The sequence below is a fragment of the Curvibacter delicatus NBRC 14919 genome (genome assembly GCF_001592265.1).
Classification (GTDB): Bacteria; Pseudomonadota; Gammaproteobacteria; order Burkholderiales; family Burkholderiaceae_C; genus Hylemonella; species Hylemonella delicata.
This window is the reverse complement of sequence record NZ_BCWP01000032.1, coordinates 1-16659: the sequence shown is the minus strand read 5'-3', so window position 1 is coordinate 16659 and position 16659 is coordinate 1. Positions and strand designations below refer to the sequence as shown.

The following is a 16659-nucleotide window of genomic DNA, read 5'->3' as shown; positions in this document are numbered from 1 at the left end:
TCACCATGAGCATTACAAATATTGACCACTACATTGCCGGCCAGATCGTCGCCGGCACTTCCGGCCGCGCGCAGGACGTCTACAACCCGGCCACCGGCGCCGTCAGCGGCCGCACCGCGCTGGCCAGCACGGCGGAAGTCGATAAGGCCGTGGCTGCCGCCCAAGCCGCGTTCCCGGCCTGGGCTGCCACCTCGCCGCTGCGCCGCGCGCGCATCCTGTTCAAGTTCCTGGAGCTGCTCAACCACCATCGTGACGAGCTGGCGCGCCTGATCACCGCCGAACATGGCAAGGTGTTCACCGACGCGCAGGGCGAGGTCACGCGCGGCATCGAGATCGTTGAATTCGCCACCGGCATCCCGCAACTGCTCAAGGGCGATTTCACCGAGCAGGTCTCCACCGGCATGGACAACTGGACGATGCGCCAACCGCTGGGCGTGGTGGCCGGCATCACGCCGTTCAACTTCCCGGTCATGGTGCCGATGTGGATGTTCCCGGTCGCCATTGCCACCGGCAACACCTTCATCCTCAAACCGAGCCCGATCGACCCCTCGCCCTCGCTTTTCATGGCCGATCTGCTGAAAAAAGCCGGCCTGCCCGACGGTGTCTTCAACGTGATGCAGGGCGACAAGGAAGCCGTGGACGCGCTGCTGGCCCACCACGACGTGAAGGCCATCAGCTTCGTCGGCTCGACCCCGATCGCCAACTACATCTACGAGACTGGCGCCCGCAACGGCAAGCGCGTGCAGGCGCTGGGCGGCGCCAAGAACCACATGGTGGTGATGCCTGACGCCGACCTCGACCAGGCGGTGGACGGCCTGATCGGCGCCGCTTACGGCTCGGCCGGCGAACGCTGCATGGCGATCTCGGTGGCGGTGCTGGTCGGCGACGTGGCCGACAAGATCATGCCCAAGCTGGTCGAACGGACCAAGGCACTCAAAGTGAAAAACGGCATGGAGCTGGATGCCGAGATGGGCCCGATCGTGACCGGCATTGCGCACCAGCGCATCACGGGTTACATCGAGCACGGCGTGAAGGAAGGTGCGAAGCTGCTGGTGGACGGCCGCACGTTCAAGGGCAAGGCCGCCGGCGCCGGCTGCGACAACGGCTTCTGGATGGGCGGTACGCTGTTCGACCACGTGACGCCTGAGATGAAGATCTACAAGGAAGAAATCTTCGGCCCGGTGCTGTCGTGCGTGCGCGTGCCGGACTTCGCCACCGCGGTGCAGCTGATCAACGACCACGAGTTCGGCAACGGCGTTTCCTGCTACACGCGCGACGGCCACGTGGCGCGCGAATTCGGCCACCGCATCCAGGTCGGCATGGTCGGCATCAACGTGCCGATCCCGGTGCCCATGGCCTGGCACGGTTTCGGCGGCTGGAAGCGCTCGCTGTTCGGCGACATGCACGCCTACGGCGAAGAGGGCGTGCGTTTCTACACCAAGCAGAAATCCATCATGCAGCGCTGGCCCGAAAGTATCGAGAAAGGTGCCGAGTTTGTAATGCCGACTTCGAAGTAAATCCCCCCTGAGTCGGCCTGCCGGCCGCCTCGGAGCCTTTGCCAGAGGCAAAGGCTCTTCGGGCCGTCCAAGCCTGCGCAGGCAGGCTTGGAGCCGCGGCCCTTAGCCCCCAGAGGGGGGACGCCACCAGCGGACCGGCAGAGCCGGTTCCGCGGTGGCCCCCGATAAAAACCCTTCGCGCTACGTCTTGCCGCGTGCTGGGGAGAGGAGACCATGAGCGACTTGACCTTCGACTACATCATCATCGGCGCCGGCACCGCCGGTTGCCTGCTGGCCAACCGACTGAGCATGGACGCCAGCAAGCGTGTGCTGCTGATCGAGGCCGGGCGCCGCGACGACTACCACTGGATCCACATCCCGGTGGGCTACCTGCACTGCATCGGCAACCCGCGCACCGACTGGCTCTACAACACCGAGCCCGCCGCCGGCCTCAATGGCCGATCGCTGCGCTACCCGCGTGGCAAGACGCTGGGCGGCTGCTCCAGCATCAACGGCATGATCTACATGCGCGGCCAGTCGCGCGACTACGACCAGTGGGCCGACTTGACAGGCGACGACAGCTGGCGCTGGGAGCAGGTGCTGCCCTACTTCAAGCAGCATGAAGACTATTACAAGGGCGCTGATGCGCTGCACGGCGCCAAGGGCGTGCCGACCGAGCTGCTGAGCCTCAAGGGCGACACGGGTGACGCAGGGGCCGACCTCTACCGCAAGCTGATGCGCCACCACCAGACCGGTGGCGAATGGCGCATCGAAAAGCAGCGTCTGCGCTGGGACGTTCTCGACGCCTTCGCCCAGGCCGCCGTCGAGGCCGGCATTCCGCGCAACGACGACTTCAACCGCGGCAACAACGAAGGCGTGGGCTACTTCGAGGTGAACCAGAAACAGGGTTTTCGCTGGAACACCGCCAAGGCCTTCCTGCGCCCGACCTGCTACGGCCGTCCCAACTTCGAGTTGTGGACCTCGGCCCAGGTGGCGCGCCTGGTCATCGACACCCATGCCGATGGCAGCCAGCGCTGCAGCGGCGTGCAGGTCTGGACCGGCCAGGAGATGGTCACCGCCACCGCCAAGCGCGAAGTGATCCTGAGCGCGGGCAGCATCGGCTCGCCGCAGATTCTGCAGCTCTCGGGCATCGGCCCGGCGGCGCTGTTGCAGCAGCACGGCATCCCCGTGACGCACGAACTGCCAGGTGTCGGCGCCAACCTGCAGGACCACCTGCAGATCCGCTCGGTCTACAAGGTCGAAGGCGTCAAGACGCTCAACACCATGGCCAGCTCCTGGTGGGGCAAGGCCAGGATCGGGCTGGAGTACGCGTTCAAGCGCAGCGGCCCGATGAGCATGGCGCCCAGCCAGCTGGGCGCCTTCACGCGCAGCGACCCGGCCCAGCCCTGGCCCAACATCGAATACCACGTGCAGCCACTCTCGCTCGACGCCTTTGGCGAACCGCTGCACAACTTCAACGCCATCACCGCCAGCGTCTGCAACCTCAACCCGACCAGCCGCGGCACGGTGCAGATCAAGAGCCCGCGCTTCGAGGATGCGCCAGCCATCGCGCCCAACTACCTGAGCACGCCGGAAGACCGCCAGGTGGCGGCTGACTCGCTGCGCGTGACGCGCCGCATCGTGTCGCAGCCGGCGCTGGCCAAGTACCGGCCGCAGGAATGGAAACCCGGCACGCAGTACCAGAGCGACGAGGACCTGGCCCGCCTGGCGGGGGACATCGGCTCCACCATCTTCCACCCGGTCGGCACCACCAAGATGGGCCGCGTGCAGGGACCGGATGCGGATCCGATGGCCGTGGTCGACTCCCAGCTTCGCGTGCGCGGCATCCAGGGCCTGCGCGTGGTCGATGCCGGCGTCATGCCCACCATCACCAGCGGCAACACCAACTCGCCGGTGCTGATGATGGCGGAAAAGGCGGCGCGCTGGATCATCGAGGACGCCGGCCGGGGCTGAAAACACCCGCAGCACCACGCATCCCCCACTCAGGGAAAACCCGTGTCCATCACCCCGCGCCGCCGGGTAAACTCACGCCACTTACCAGCGGGCCACAGGCTCCGCGCGGGAGGAGCCGAGGAAGACACCCGATAATCTCAACAAGATTTGCACCATCCAGAGCAGATGGTTTTCACAAGGCACCGGACACCCCGGTGCTTTTTTATTTTCCAAATCAAATTCGGCTAAGGGCCTCGTCGGATCTGCGCCAACAGCTCCTGTTTTGATAGCATTCTGCGCGCCGGCGTGAATGCGACAATTCCGCATGGAACTTCTTTGGGTATCGCTGGCCTCGCTGCTGGCCGGATTTGTCGATTCAATCGTGGGCGGCGGTGGCCTGGTGCTGGTGCCGGCGCTGTTTGCCACCTTCCCCAGCGCCCATGCCGCCACCCTGTTCGGCACCAACAAATCAGCCTCGGTCTGGGGCACAGCCTTCGCCTCCTGGCAGTACAGCCGCCATGTCGAGATGCGCTGGCGTGCCATGCTGCCGGCCATCGCCATGAGCTTTTTCGGCGCGTTCGCCGGCGCCTGGGTGGTCACCCTGGTCTCGCCGCAATTCCTGCGCAAGCTGCTGCCGCTGATCCTGCTGGGCGTGCTGCTCTACACGCTGGCCAAGAAGGAACTGGGACACACCCATGCACCGCGCTTCGCCGGCCGCCAGGAACTGTTGGCGGCCGGTGCGGTCGGCCTGAGCATCGGCTTTTACGACGGCTTTTTCGGCCCCGGCACCGGCAGCTTCTTCATCTTCCTGCTGGTGCGCTGGCTCGGTTATGACTTCCTGCACGCCTCGGCCGGCGCCAAGCTGCTGAACCTGGCGAGCAATATCGCGGCCATCATCCTGTTCGCCATCAAGGGCCATGTCTGGTGGCACTACGCGCTGCCGCTGGCGCTGGCCAATGTGGTCGGCAGCCTGCTGGGCACGCGGCTGGCGCTCAAGCATGGCACCGGCTTTGTGCGCGGGGTGTTCATCGTGGTGGTCAGCGCGCTGATCCTGAAGACCGGCTTTGACGCCTTCCTGCGTCAGGGCGTCTGAGTCGTCGGCAAGGCCCGGCCTTTGGGCGGCCAAGCCACTTCCGCGGCCACACGCGGTTTGCCGATCGGGGGCCCGGCCCGGCCCACCTTGACGGCCGCCAGGTCTTCCTCATTCGGGTATTGGCCCAGCAGCCAATAGTCGAACACCCGACGCGCCAAGGGCGCGGCATGCTCGCCGCCGAAACCGGCGTTCTCCACCACCACCGCCAGCGCGATCTTCGGGTCGTCAGCCGGGGCGAACGCCATGTACAGCGCGTGGTCGCGCTGGTGCTCTTCCATCTTGGCGGCGTTGTATTTTTCCTTCTGGCCGATGGTCACCGCCTGCGCCGTACCGGTCTTGCCACCGCTGAGGTAGCCGGCGCCAGCGAAGATGCGCGTCGCGGTGCCCTCCTGCGTCACGCCGACCAGGGCGCGGCGCACGATCTCCACGTGCTCGGGCTTGAAGCCCAGGTCCTGCGGCGGCTTCGGTGCCACCGGCACGCGGGCGTGGCTCACGGCGTCCTGGGTGGCCATGACCAGTTGCGGCGTGTGCTTGATGCCGCCATTGATCAGCGTCGCGGTGGCCGAGGCTAGTTGCAGCATGGTGAAGGTGTTGTAGCCCTGGCCGATGCCGAGCGAAATCGTCTCGCCGGCGTACCACTTCTGCTGTTCCGGCCGCTTGTAGGTCTTGCGCTTCCAGGCCTGGCTGGGCAGCACACCGCGCACCTCGCCCTGGATGTCGATACCGGTGTACTGGCCGAACCCCAATGGCGCCATGAAGTCGTGAATGGCATCGACCCCCAGATCGTTGGCCAGCGAATAGAAGTAGACGTTGCTCGACTTGACGATGGCACGGTACATGTCCACCGGGCCGAGGCCATGGTCACCGTGGCTGCGGAACACATGGCCACCGAAGGCCCAGGAACCGGCGTCGTTGACGATGAAGGAAGGCGAACGCTTGCCGCTTTGCAGCGCCGCCATGGCCATGAAGGGTTTGTAGGTCGAACCGGGCGGGTAGGTGCCGCGCAGGGCCCGGTTCAAGAGCGGCTTGTTGATCGACTCATTGAGCTCCTGCCAGCTGTCGCTGTCAATGCCCTCGACGAACAGGTTGGGATCGAAGGTCGGCTTGCTGACGAAGGCCAGCACTTCGCCGGTCTTGGGGTCCAGCGCCACCAGCGCACCGCGGCGCTCGCCGTACATCTCCTCGACCAGGTTCTGCAGCTTGATGTCGATCGACAGCTGCACCGTGTTGCCGGGCGTGGCCGGATGGCTGGCCAGCTTGCGCACCGCGCGCCCGCCGGCCGAGGTCTCGACCTGCTCGACCCCGGTGAGGCCGTGCAGCTCCTTCTCGAAGCTCTGCTCGACGCCCAGCTTGCCGATGTACTCGGTGCCGCGGTAGTTGGCAATGTCTTCGTCAGACCATTCCTCGATGACTTTCTTTTCGGCCTGGTTGATGCGGCCGATGTAGCCGATCACATGGCTGGCCAGCTCGCCCCAGGGGTAGTTGCGGAACAGCCGGGCCTTGATCTCGACGCCGGGAAAGCGGAAACGCTGCGCCGCGAACTTGGCCACTTCCTCGTCGGTCAGGCGGGTCCGGATGGGCAGGGACTCGATGCCCTTGGTCTCTTCGCGCAACTTCTTGAAGCGGCGCCGGTCGCGCGGCGTGATGTCCAGCACCTTGGACAACTCGTCGATGGTCTGCTCGACGCTGTCGACCTTGGAAGGTGTGATCTCCAGCGTGTAGGCCGAGTAGTTGGTCGCCAGCACGATGCCATTGCGGTCGAGGATCAGCCCCCGGTTGGGCACCACCGGCACGATGGCGGTGCGGTTGTTCTCGGCCTGCTCGCTCAGGTCTTCATGACGTACCACCTGCAGGTAGACCAGCCGCATGGCCAGCAGCGCAAAGCAGACCAGCACGACAAACGTCACCGCCAGCACGCGGGAACGAAAGCGCGTCAGATCGGCTTCAACGTTGCGCAGTTCGGTCATGATGCTACGAGCGCCGCGGACCGGTTCGCCGCCGGGCCGCCCCAAGGCGAACCAGCCCCCTCGGGGGGCAGCGCAGTACACGCAGTGACAAGCGTGGGGGCCATATCACAGGGGTCGGTCGGCATCGGGATCCGGTGCGCGCCGCTGCGGCAGCAGCAGCACAACCGTGACCAGCGGCCACAGCAGGGCCTCGATGACGGGCCCCAGCAGGATCAGGAAACCCGGGAAGGTGCCGCCCACCAGCATGCGCACGGCCAGCTCCACCGCATGGGCCACCAGCAGCAGCGGCAGCACCTGCAGGGCCTGCTGCGGCACACTGAACCAGAGCAGACGGCGGTGGATGGTGATGGCATAAAAACCGAGCACGGTGTAGGCCAGGGCATGCTGGCCCAGCACGCTGCCCTGGTGCACGTCCATCAGCAGGCCGAACACAAAGGCCGCCCCGACCCCCACGCGCAGCGGCTGGTGCACGCTCCAGAACACCAGCACCAGCGCCAGCAGGTCCGGCGTCCAGGCGGCGCGCCCCCACAGCCCCATGTTCTGCAACATGTTCAGCAGCAGGGCCACGACCAGACTGCTCCAGATGAACAAGGGATTCGCTGGCAGCAGCAGCTGCTGCCCGGGGCGCATGATCATTTGGACTTGCCCTTCTTGCCCGGCTCGGGAGCCGCCTCAGGCTCCGGCAGGGCCGGAATCTGGCTCGAGATCGGCTGCAGCACCATCACGTGCGCAGCCCCGGCCGCCAGGGCCACCGGCGTGCAATAGATGCGCGCAAACGCCGATTCGACCCGACGCTCCACCTTCTCGACACGCGCCACCGGCAGCCCCGGCGGGTACACGCCGTCGACACCGCTGGTGGTCAGCAGGTCGCCGGCCTGCACGTCTGCATTGGCGGCCATGAAACGCAACTCCAGCGCGCCAGCATGCGCGCCGGGATCGCCGAACGCCACGGCACGCGCGCCGGTGCGAGCGTTGAGCACGGGAATGGCCTGGTCGCGGTCCGTCACCAGCGTCACCTCACTGACCAGGGGGTAGACGCGGGTGACCTGGCCCAGGACGCCGGACTCGTCGAGCACCGGCGAGCCGGCGCTCACGCCGCTCAACAGGCCCTTGTCGATCACCACCTTGCGCGTGTAGGGATCTGCGGCGTCATACAGCACCTGGGCCGCCTGGCCGGTCGCGGCAAAGCGCTCGCGTAGCACCAGCAGTTTGCGCAGGCGGCTGTTCTCCAGCATCAGCTGCTCGACCTGATTGGCACGCTGGGACAGCAGGCCGAGCTTTTGTTGGGCGGCTTCCTGCGCGGCCTGCAGCGACTCGAAGTAGGCGCCGGCCGACGCCGACCAGAGCACCGGCCGCATCACCAGCCATTGCACCGGGTACAGTGCGGTGGCCACGGCCATGCGCAACGGTTGCGTCAACGCAAAGCGCGTGTCGGCCACCATCAGGAACAGCGCCAGGGCGCTGAACACCATGAGTTTGGATAAGGCGGACGCGCCCTGTCGGAAGAAGGGCGGCGGGTTCCTGTCCAGCGTACCGAGGGGCATCGCTGTACCTGCGGCTTATTCGCTGGTGAAGATGCTGCCCAGACGCTCCATGCGCTCCAGTGCGATGCCGCAGCCGCGCACCACGCAGGTGAGCGGATCTTCGGCCACCAGCACCGGCAGGCCGGTTTCCTCGGACAGCAGGCGGTCCAGATCGCGCAGCAAGGCGCCACCGCCGGTCAGCATCATGCCGCGGTCGGCGATGTCGGCACCCAGTTCGGGTGGCGTCTGCTCCAGCGCGTTCTTGACGGCCGACACGATGCTGTTGAGCGGATCAGTCAGCGCTTCCAGGATTTCGTTGGACGAGATGGTGAAGCTGCGCGGCACACCTTCGGAGAGGTTGCGGCCACGCACTTCCATTTCCTTGACTTCGGAGCCGGGGAAGGCGGAGCCGATCTGCTTCTTGATGGCTTCGGCCGTCGGCTCGCCGATCAGCATGCCGTAGTTACGGCGGATGTAGTTGATGATGGCGTCGTCAAAGCGGTCACCGCCAACGCGCACACTGCCCTTGTAGACCATGCCGCCGAGCGAGATCACGCCGACTTCGGTGGTGCCGCCGCCGATGTCGACCACCATCGAGCCAGAGGCCTCGGAGACCGGCAGGCCGGCACCGATGGCCGCGGCCATCGGCTCTTCGATCAGGAACACCTCGCTGGCACCGGCACCCAGTGCCGACTCGCGGATGGCGCGGCGCTCAACCTGCGTGGAGCCGCAGGGCACGCAGATGATGATGCGCGGGCTGGGCTTGAGCATGCCGCGCGGGTGCACCATCTTGATGAACTGCTTGAGCATCTGCTCGGTGACGGTGAAGTCGGCAATCACGCCGTCCTTCATCGGGCGAATGGCTTCGATATTGCCCGGCACCTTGCCGAGCATGGCCTTGGCTTCGTGGCCAACGGCCTGGATGGCCTTCTTGCCCTGGGGGCCGCCTTCGTGGCGAATCGCCACGACCGACGGTTCATTCAGCACAATGCCCTTGTCGCGGGCCACGATCAGGGTGTTGGCGGTACCCAGATCGATCGCCAAGTCGGTGGAAAAGTACCGACGGAATGATCCAAACATCAGATGTCCTCTCTGCTGGTGCGGCGAACACTTCGGTTCGCCACCACCGGATTACGGGTCAAAAATCGCTTCCGACACCTCAGAATTCCGCGAAATACCGAGAAATTACAAGCATGGCGCCAAAGGCGGGATAATACCCTATCCCCTGTGAATAAGCCGGCCGTAGCCCCCCGCCTTCGGGGCGCTTTACACACGGTTTCAACCCCTGATCACCATGTCCCTGACATCTGCCGATATTTCGCGCATCGCCAACCTTGCCCGGCTGGAACTCCAGCCGGAGGAGAGCTCGCGCATGCTGACCCAGATCAACGGCTTTTTCGACATCGTGGAGCAGATGCGCGCGGTCGACACCAGCGGCATCGAGCCCCTGGCCCATCCGCTGGCCACGGTATCTGAAGTCGCGCTGCGCCTGCGCGAAGACACCGTGAGCGAGCCGAACAACCGCGAAGCCAACCAGAAGAGCGCCCCCGCCGTCGAGCGCGGCCTGTTCCTGGTGCCCAAAGTGATCGAGTAAGACATGACGCAAGCCTCCACCGACCTGCACCAGCTTTCCGTGGCCGAACTGGCCCGGCAACTGCGCGAGAAAAACGTTTCCGCTGTCGAGGCCGCGCAGCATTTCCTGTCGCGCATCCGTGCCCACGAAGCCCTCGGCGCTTTTGTCGATGTGAATGAAGACGCCACCCTGGCCCAGGCCCGTGCCGCCGATGCCGCCTTGGCCGCCGGCAACGCCGGCACGCTGGCCGGCGTGCCGATCGCCCACAAGGACATCTTCGTCACCAAGGATTTCGCCACCACCGCCGGCTCCAGGATGCTGAGCGGCTACCGCTCCCCGTTCGACGCCACCGTGGTGGCGCGGCTCGGCGCCGGCACGCCCGGCGGTCCTGCAGGTGCCGGCGCCGTGACACTGGGCAAGCTCAGCTGCGACGAATTCGCCATGGGCTCAGCCAATGAAAATGTCGCCGTGCCGGCCCTGGGCCACCAGAGCCCCGCACCGGTGCGCAACCCGTGGGACACCAGCCGCATTCCCGGCGGCTCCTCCGGCGGCAGTGCTGCCGCCGTGGCGGCACGTCTGGCACCGGCGGCCAGCGGCACCGACACCGGCGGCTCGATCCGCCAACCGGCCTCGTTCTGCGGCATCACCGGCATCAAGCCGACCTATGGCCGCGCCTCGCGCTACGGCATGATTGCCTACGCCTCCAGCCTGGACCAGGCCGGCCCGATGGCCCGCAGTGCCGAAGACTGCGCCCTGCTGCTCTCAAGCATGTGCGGCCCGGACCCGGACCGCGACTCGACCTCGCTCGACGCGCCGGCCGAGGATTTCACGCTCAAGTTGAACGACAAGCTCGATGGCCTGCGCATCGGCATTCCGAAGGAGTTCTTCGGCGAGGGCCTGGCACCGGATGTGCGCACGGCGGTGGATGCCGCGCTGAAAGAATACGAGAAGCTAGGCGCCAAGCTGGTGCCGATCTCGCTGCCGCGCACCGAACTGTCAATTCCCGTTTACTACATCATCGCGCCGGCCGAGGCCAGTTCCAACCTGTCGCGTTTCGACGGCGTCAAGTTCGGCCATCGCGCCAAGGACTACACCGACCTGCTCGACATGTACAAGAAGACGCGTGCCGAGGGCTTCGGCGACGAGGTCAAGCGCCGCATCATGATCGGCACCTATGTGCTGAGCCACGGCTATTACGACGCCTACTACCTGCAGGCGCAGAAGATCCGCCGCATGATCGCCGACGACTTCCAGCAGGCCTTCCAGCAGTGCGACGTGATCGCCGGCCCGGTAGCGCCCACGGTGGCGTGGAAGATCGGCGAGAAGGCCGACGACCCGGTGGCCAACTACCTGGCCGACATCTTCACCCTGCCCGCTTCGCTCGCCGGCCTGCCGGGCATGAGTCTGCCCGCCGGCTTTGGCAGCAACAACATGCCGGTCGGCCTGCAGCTGATCGGCAACTACCTGCAGGAAGGCAGGCTGCTGAATGTGGCACACCAGTTGCAGCAGGCCACTGATTTCCACCTCCGCGCCCCGGGAGGTTTCTGACATGAGCAACAAACTCGTCCAAGGCTACGAAGTCGTGATCGGCTTCGAGACCCACGCCCAGCTCTCCACCCAGAGCAAGATCTTCAGCCGCGCCTCGGTCGCCTTCGGCGCCGAGCCCAACACCCAGGCCTGCGCCGTCGATCTGGCCCTGCCCGGCACGCTGCCGGTGATGAACAAGGGCGCGGTGGAACGCGCCATCCAGTTCGGTCTGGCGATCGGCTCGCACATCGCACCGAAGAGCATCTTCGCGCGCAAGAACTACTTCTACCCCGACCTGCCCAAGGGCTACCAGATCAGCCAGTTCGAGATTCCGGTGGTGCAGGGTGGCGAGGTGTCGTTCTTCCTCGGCGACGAGAAGAAGACCGTGCGCCTGGTGCGCGCGCACTTGGAAGAGGATGCCGGCAAATCGCTGCACGAGGACTTCATCGGCCAATCCGGCATCGATTTGAACCGCGCCGGCACGCCGCTGCTGGAGATCGTGACCGAACCCGACATGCGCTCCAGCGAAGAGGCCGTGGCCTACGCCAAGGAACTGCACAAGATCGTGACCTGGATCGGCATCTGCGACGGCAACATGCAGGAAGGCAGCTTCCGCTGTGACGCCAACGTCTCGGTGCGCAAACCCGGCCAGCCCTTGGGCACACGGCGCGAGATCAAGAACCTGAACAGCTTCAAGTTCATGCAGCAGGCCATCGACTACGAGGTGCGCTGGCAGATCGAGCAGATCGAGGACGGCCACGCCATCCAGCAGGCCACGGTGCTGTTCGACCCCGACACCGGCGAGACCCGCGCCATGCGCACCAAGGAAGACGCCGCCGACTACCGCTACTTCCCCGACCCGGACCTGCCGCCACTGGTGATTGCCAATGAGTGGATCGAACGCGTGAAAGCCGGGATGCCCGAACTGCCGCGCGCCATGGCCGCGCGCTTTGTGGCCGACTACGGCCTGCCCGAATACGATGCCACCACGCTGACGCAGAGCAAGGCCATGGCGGCCTACTTCGAGGCGGCCGCACAGGCCAGCAAGCAAGCCAAACTGGCCAGCAACTGGATCATGGGCGAAGTGTCACGCCGCCTCAATGCGGACGAGATCGGCATTGAGCAGGCGCCGGTGCGTGCAGCACAACTGGCCGCGCTGATCGGCCGCATTGCCGACGGCACCATCTCCAACAACGCCGGCCGACAGGTGTTCGACGCGCTGTGGACCGGCGAAGGCCAGGAGGTGGATGCGCTCATCGAAGCCAAGGGGCTGAAGCAGATGAACGACTCCGGCGCGCTGGAGAAGATCATCGACGAGGTGATCGCCGCCAACGCCGACAACGTGGCGCAGTTCAAGGCCGGCAAGGACAAGGCCTTCAACGCGCTGGTCGGCCAGGTCATGAAAGCCAGCAAGGGCAAGGCCAATCCGCAACAGGTCAACGACCTGTTGCGCAGCAAGCTGGGCTGAAAACGGGCGTCAGCGGCCTTCGCTGGCCGCTGGTGCGGCCAAGGGCGCGGCGGCCATCCACAAGGGTTTCAGGCGCGCCTGCTCGGCATTGAAGCGCGTGTGGATGCGACCGCGCTCAGCCTCCTGCTCGGCAATGAAACGCTTCTGTGCCGCCTGATTGCGGCTGTTTTCATCCAGCTGCCGGCGCAGGGCCAGCGGCGCCTTGGCCGGATCTTTCTTGTAGAACTCCAGCTCGGCCAACAGGCCTTCGCGCTGACGCACCAGTTCGGCCTCGCGCTGGCGCGCCACCTGCTGCACCACGTCCACCTGGGCCAACGCCTCGGCCCGCTCCTTGTCATGTGCGGCCTGATTCGGATAGCGCAACAACAAGGCCCGCTCGCGCCGCGTCTCTTCCCGCTTCCGGGCCAGCGTCTCGGCCTCCTGGCGCTGGCGTAGTTCCTGCTGGGCACGCTCCTGTGCATTGAGCGACGGGCCGACGGTGGCACGCACGGTGCCGCTGGGATTGAGCAGGCGCTGCTCGCGGTCCGCGCATTCCGCGATCGGCCGATCGGCGGTGCGCTTGCGCCCCTGGCCGTCCGTGCAGGAATAAATGTTCTGCGCCGGCGCCTGGGCCCACCCATCCCCCAATGCGCCGAACAGCGCCGCACTGATCAGTGCACTGCCCGCTGCCCTACCCATGGTCAGCCTTCATTCACACCATATCGCTGCCGGTAAGCCAGCACGCGCTGGTGATCGGCCGCCTGCCCCGTGCTGCTGTGGGCTTCCAGATACAGCAGCAGATCCGCCAGCTTCGCGATGGCGCCGACCTGCAGACCGAGGCGTTGGCGCACGTACTGCACGGCGCTGTAGGGCACGTCCTGGCCGTTTTCCGTGGCCATCTCCTGCCGGTCCAGTGCAATCACGACCGCATGCGGCGTGGCACCGGCGGCCTCGATGATGGCAATCGATTCGCGCGCCGCCGTACCGGCCGACATCACGTCGTCGACGATCAGCACCCGGCCCTTGAGCGGCGCCCCCACCAGCGTGCCGCCCTCGCCGTGATCCTTGGCTTCCTTGCGGTTGTAGGCAAAGGGCACGTTGCGGCCGCGCCGTGCCAGCTCGACGGCCAGCGCAGCGCCGAGCGGGATGCCCTTGTAGGCGGGGCCGAAAATCATGTCGAACTCGATGCCGGACTCGATCACGCGCTGCGCATAGAATTCGGCCAGACGCCCGAGCTTGGCGCCGTCGTCAAACAGACCTGCATTGAAAAAGTAGGGCGACAGGCGGCCGGCCTTGGTCTTGAATTCGCCAAAGCGCAGCACGCCGCAATCGACGGCAAACTGCACAAAATCCTGGGCCAGCTTGTCCTGCCCCGCTGTTGATGCCACACCTTCCGACATGGGAAATTCCTTATTCAAATTAAGCAGCCTCAACCTCAATGGCATCCGTTCCGCCACCAGCAAGGGGCTTGAGGCCTGGCTTGAGGCCACCAGACCCGATTGTATTTGCGTGCAGGAAGTCAAAGCCCAGGCAGCCGACGTGGCTGGTCGTTTCGAAAGCCTGGCCGGCCTGCGCGGCCACTTCCACTTCGCCGAGAAAAAAGGCTATTCAGGCGTCGGCATCTACAGCCGGCACGAGCCGAGTGAGGTGCGCATCGGCTACGGCTCGCCGGAGTTCGACGCCGAGGGCCGTTACGTCGAGCTGCGCTTTGACACGCCACAGCGCAAGCTGTCCCTCATCAGCTGCTACTTCCCCAGCGGCTCGTCCGGCGAAGAACGTCAGCAGGCCAAGTTCCGTTTCCTGGACGAGATCTACCCCCATCTCCAGCAGCTCAAGCGCGAACGCGAATTCATCCTGTGCGGCGACGTCAACATCGCACACAAGGAGATCGACCTGAAGAACTGGAAGGGCAACCTGAAGAACTCGGGCTTTTTGCCCGAAGAGCGCGCCTGGATGACGCGCCTGTTGAGCGAAGGCGGCATGGTGGACGTCTACCGCCAGCTCCAGCCCGACGCAACCGAGGCCGCCTACACCTGGTGGAGCAACCGTGGCCAGGCCTATGCCAAGAACGTGGGCTGGCGACTGGACTACCACCTAGCCACACCGGCGCTGGCCGAACGGGCGCGTCGCGAGGCGATCTACAAAGGCGAGAAGTTTTCCGACCACGCGCCGATCACGATCGACTACGACGGCATGCTCTGAGACGTTTCAGCCCGCCAGCGTTTCCCCGTTGACGAACAGCGGCAGCGCGGACAACTCGCTGGCCGGGCAAGGACGGGCGAAGAAATAACCTTGCAGCACGTCCACACCCAGGTCGCGCAGCACACTCTCTGTCTTTTCATCCTCCACACCTTCGGCCACGGTGCGCAGGCGCAGCGCCTGCGCCAGGCTGATGATGCCCTGGGCCATGCGCAGGCCTTCCGTGGTGTGCACACGGCGCACGAAAGAGATGTCGATCTTCAACTCGCCGATCGGCAGTTCATGCAACTGCGACAGCGAGGCATAACCGGTACCGAAGTCATCAATGGCCAGAGTGAACCCGGCATTGGAGAGCTGGCGCAGCCGCTCTTCGGCAAACTCCACATCCATCAGCGCCACAGATTCCGTCACCTCCAGCACCAGGCTGCGCGGGTCAAGCTCGTAGCGCTCCACGTCGGCCAGCAGCACGAGCATGAAGTCGGAGGCGAACAGCTGTCGCTTGGAAATATTGATGGCGAGCGTCAAATCGGGGTGCGTCAGACGCCATTCGCGGAACTGCTCGAACGCCTGGCGACGCACCAGATGGCCGAGCTCGCCGATCAGGCCCAGGTTTTCCGCCATCGGAATGAAACTACCGGGCGAGATCCAACCCAGATCCGCGTCATGCCAGCGCGCCAGCGCCTCCACCCCGATCAGCCGCTGGCGGCCGTCGGCATGCGAGCGGGCCGCCACCTGTGGCTGATACCAGACCGCAATGCGCTGGTCCCGGATGGCCTGCGCCAGACGGGTCTGGATGTAGAGCTCCTTTTTGCCCAGCCCCTTGCTCGACATGTCGGCGAACAGCTGGTAGTTGTTGCGCCCCTGGGACTTGGCATAGAACATGGCCCGGTCGGCCTGCGCCAGCAGGCTGTCGATGTCGCCGCTGCTCTCGTCATCCGGATAGACCGCAATGCCCATGCTGAAGGTGGCGTTGATGGCCAGGCTCTCCAGCATCACGGTCTGACGCATGGCATCCACCATCTTCTGTGCCACCTGGCGGGCCGCATCGGCGGTGGTCAGATCCGGCAGCAGCACCACGAACTCATCCCCGCCCCAGCGCGCCAGCGTATCGCCGTCGCGCAGGCAGTCCTTCAGCAACTGGGACAGCGTCAGCAGCAAGGCATCACCCGCCTTGTGGCCGTAGGCATCGTTGATGTTCTTGAAGTGGTCAAGATCGATGAAGCACACCCCCACGCGGTTGCCGGTGCGTGCCGCCTGCTGGATGGCCTGCTTGATGCGGTCCTCCAGCAGCACCCGGTTGGGCAGGCTGGTGAGCGCGTCATGCAAGGCCATGTAGGTGATGTGACGTTCCTGCAGATAACTCTTGGTGATGTCGCGCAGCACGCCGCGCGCGCCGGTCACTTCGCCGTCGTCATCGCGCTCGACCACAAAACGGCATTCCATCCACTGCTCGGGGCGGGTATGGGTCTGGAAGCGGTAGCGACCGCGGAACTCGTCCTTCTGCCCCGACACCAGCCCCACCAGATGCAGCTCGAACGCGCTGCGATCCTCTTCATGCACATGGGCCAGCAGGCTGGTATCGACCATGGGAGCTGTGCCCACCAGCAGCCACCAGCCACTGTTGGCGCTCAGGATGCGGCCGCGTCGATCCAGCTCGAGCACCGCCTCTTCCAGCAGGTCCAAGGTGCGCACGAAGGAGTGCTGCTCGGCCGCCCGCACCTTTTCCTTGCTCAGGGCCTGGTGCAAGGCATCAAACGGCAGGTGCACACTGTCAACAAACACCACGCGGTAGATGAAGTAGTAGCTGACGATCTTGTAGACATGGCCGGAGGCATTGACCAGATCGGTCACGCTTTCGTAACGCGTGAAGAACAGCTCGGA

The 16659-nt window shown here is 65.4% G+C and carries 14 protein-coding genes; 7 read left to right on the top strand and 7 right to left on the bottom strand.

Annotated elements, in window-relative coordinates; translation table 11 throughout:
• The first annotated feature begins 5 nt into the window (after positions 1 to 5).
• The 3 genes from CDE01S_RS14015 to CDE01S_RS14005 all read left to right on the top strand — a co-directional run bounded on the left by CDE01S_RS14015 (position 6) and on the right by CDE01S_RS14005 (position 4542).
• The gene (locus CDE01S_RS14015; RefSeq protein WP_066708772.1) at positions 6 to 1517 is read left to right on the top strand and encodes a CoA-acylating methylmalonate-semialdehyde dehydrogenase; all 1512 of its coding nucleotides are present in this window, start codon (positions 6 to 8) and stop codon (positions 1515 to 1517) included.
• Positions 1518 to 1730: 213 nt separating this feature from the next.
• Complete coding sequence (locus CDE01S_RS14010) at positions 1731 to 3470, top strand: GMC family oxidoreductase (RefSeq protein ID WP_066708769.1); 1740 nt, start codon at positions 1731 to 1733, stop codon at positions 3468 to 3470.
• A gap of 304 nt (positions 3471 to 3774) precedes the next feature.
• Positions 3775 to 4542 (top strand): sulfite exporter TauE/SafE family protein, encoded by a 768-nt coding sequence (locus tag CDE01S_RS14005; RefSeq protein ID WP_066708766.1) that lies wholly within the window; start codon positions 3775 to 3777, stop codon positions 4540 to 4542.
• Here the strand turns inward: CDE01S_RS14005 and mrdA are convergent.
• The 4 genes from mrdA to CDE01S_RS13985 form a co-directional block, all read right to left on the bottom strand.
• On the bottom strand, positions 4530 to 6509 hold the full coding sequence (gene mrdA / locus CDE01S_RS14000; protein ID WP_066708763.1) for a penicillin-binding protein 2: 1980 nt from the start codon (positions 6507 to 6509) through the stop codon (positions 4530 to 4532). The two genes, CDE01S_RS14005 and mrdA, sit on opposite strands and share 13 nt — an antisense overlap.
• Before the next feature lie 105 nt (positions 6510 to 6614).
• Complete coding sequence (gene mreD / locus CDE01S_RS13995; protein WP_066708760.1) at positions 6615 to 7145, bottom strand: rod shape-determining protein MreD; 531 nt, start codon at positions 7143 to 7145, stop codon at positions 6615 to 6617.
• Positions 7142 to 8053: a rod shape-determining protein MreC gene (gene mreC / locus CDE01S_RS13990; protein WP_066708756.1), complete on the bottom strand. Its 912-nt coding sequence runs from the start codon at positions 8051 to 8053 to the stop codon at positions 7142 to 7144. The genes mreD and mreC overlap by 4 nt, the downstream gene beginning before the upstream one ends.
• Before the next feature lie 15 nt (positions 8054 to 8068).
• On the bottom strand, positions 8069 to 9112 hold the full coding sequence (locus CDE01S_RS13985; RefSeq protein ID WP_066708752.1) for a rod shape-determining protein: 1044 nt from the start codon (positions 9110 to 9112) through the stop codon (positions 8069 to 8071).
• A 214-nt stretch (positions 9113 to 9326) separates the two neighbouring features.
• On the opposite strand from CDE01S_RS13985, the gene gatC reads away from it, so the two are divergent.
• Genes gatC through gatB form a run of 3 tightly spaced genes read left to right on the top strand, consistent with a single transcriptional unit; the run spans position 9327 to position 12600 of the window.
• Positions 9327 to 9626: an Asp-tRNA(Asn)/Glu-tRNA(Gln) amidotransferase subunit GatC gene (gene gatC / locus CDE01S_RS13980; RefSeq protein ID WP_066708749.1), complete on the top strand. Its 300-nt coding sequence runs from the start codon at positions 9327 to 9329 to the stop codon at positions 9624 to 9626.
• Positions 9627 to 9629: 3 nt separating this feature from the next.
• Positions 9630 to 11153, top strand: coding sequence for an Asp-tRNA(Asn)/Glu-tRNA(Gln) amidotransferase subunit GatA (gene gatA, locus CDE01S_RS13975; protein WP_066708746.1), 1524 nt, complete (start codon positions 9630 to 9632; stop codon positions 11151 to 11153).
• A 1-nt stretch (position 11154) separates the two neighbouring features.
• Entirely contained in the window at positions 11155 to 12600 is a 1446-nt protein-coding gene (gene gatB / locus CDE01S_RS13970; RefSeq protein WP_066708743.1) for an Asp-tRNA(Asn)/Glu-tRNA(Gln) amidotransferase subunit GatB, read from the top strand.
• A 9-nt stretch (positions 12601 to 12609) separates the two neighbouring features.
• Here gatB and CDE01S_RS13965 read toward each other — a convergent pair whose 3' ends face one another.
• A complete protein-coding gene (locus CDE01S_RS13965; RefSeq protein WP_066708738.1) occupies positions 12610 to 13278 on the bottom strand; it encodes a hypothetical protein in 669 nt (222 codons plus the stop codon).
• A 2-nt stretch (positions 13279 to 13280) separates the two neighbouring features.
• Positions 13281 to 13979, bottom strand: a complete 699-nt coding sequence (pyrE, locus tag CDE01S_RS13960; protein WP_066708736.1) for an orotate phosphoribosyltransferase — start codon at positions 13977 to 13979, stop codon at positions 13281 to 13283.
• Between pyrE and CDE01S_RS13955 the strand changes: the two genes are divergently transcribed.
• Positions 13978 to 14781, top strand: a complete 804-nt coding sequence (locus tag CDE01S_RS13955; RefSeq protein WP_066708730.1) for an exodeoxyribonuclease III — start codon at positions 13978 to 13980, stop codon at positions 14779 to 14781. The two genes, pyrE and CDE01S_RS13955, sit on opposite strands and share 2 nt — an antisense overlap.
• Before the next feature lie 6 nt (positions 14782 to 14787).
• On the opposite strand, the gene CDE01S_RS13950 is transcribed toward CDE01S_RS13955, so the two are convergent.
• The coding region (locus tag CDE01S_RS13950) for a putative bifunctional diguanylate cyclase/phosphodiesterase (protein ID WP_066708728.1) at positions 14788 to 16659 on the bottom strand (1872 nt) is incomplete at its 5' end.

Bases quoted from the DNA above. Each gene is read 5' to 3' on its own strand.
- CDE01S_RS14015 (WP_066708772.1), top strand. From the start codon at position 6: ATGAGCATTACAAATATTGACCACTACATTGCCGGCCAGATCGTCGCC.
- CDE01S_RS14010 (WP_066708769.1), top strand. From the start codon at position 1,731: ATGAGCGACTTGACCTTCGACTACATCATCATCGGCGCCGGCACCGCC.
- CDE01S_RS14005 (WP_066708766.1), top strand. From the start codon at position 3,775: ATGGAACTTCTTTGGGTATCGCTGGCCTCGCTGCTGGCCGGATTTGTC.
- mrdA (WP_066708763.1), bottom strand. From the start codon at position 6,509: ATGACCGAACTGCGCAACGTTGAAGCCGATCTGACGCGCTTTCGTTCC.
- mreD (WP_066708760.1), bottom strand. From the start codon at position 7,145: ATGATCATGCGCCCCGGGCAGCAGCTGCTGCTGCCAGCGAATCCCTTG.
- mreC (WP_066708756.1), bottom strand. From the start codon at position 8,053: ATGCCCCTCGGTACGCTGGACAGGAACCCGCCGCCCTTCTTCCGACAG.
- CDE01S_RS13985 (WP_066708752.1), bottom strand. From the start codon at position 9,112: ATGTTTGGATCATTCCGTCGGTACTTTTCCACCGACTTGGCGATCGAT.
- gatC (WP_066708749.1), top strand. From the start codon at position 9,327: ATGTCCCTGACATCTGCCGATATTTCGCGCATCGCCAACCTTGCCCGG.
- gatA (WP_066708746.1), top strand. From the start codon at position 9,630: ATGACGCAAGCCTCCACCGACCTGCACCAGCTTTCCGTGGCCGAACTG.
- gatB (WP_066708743.1), top strand. From the start codon at position 11,155: ATGAGCAACAAACTCGTCCAAGGCTACGAAGTCGTGATCGGCTTCGAG.
- CDE01S_RS13965 (WP_066708738.1), bottom strand. From the start codon at position 13,278: ATGGGTAGGGCAGCGGGCAGTGCACTGATCAGTGCGGCGCTGTTCGGC.
- CDE01S_RS13955 (WP_066708730.1), top strand. From the start codon at position 13,978: ATGGGAAATTCCTTATTCAAATTAAGCAGCCTCAACCTCAATGGCATC.
- pyrE (WP_066708736.1), bottom strand. From the start codon at position 13,979: ATGTCGGAAGGTGTGGCATCAACAGCGGGGCAGGACAAGCTGGCCCAG.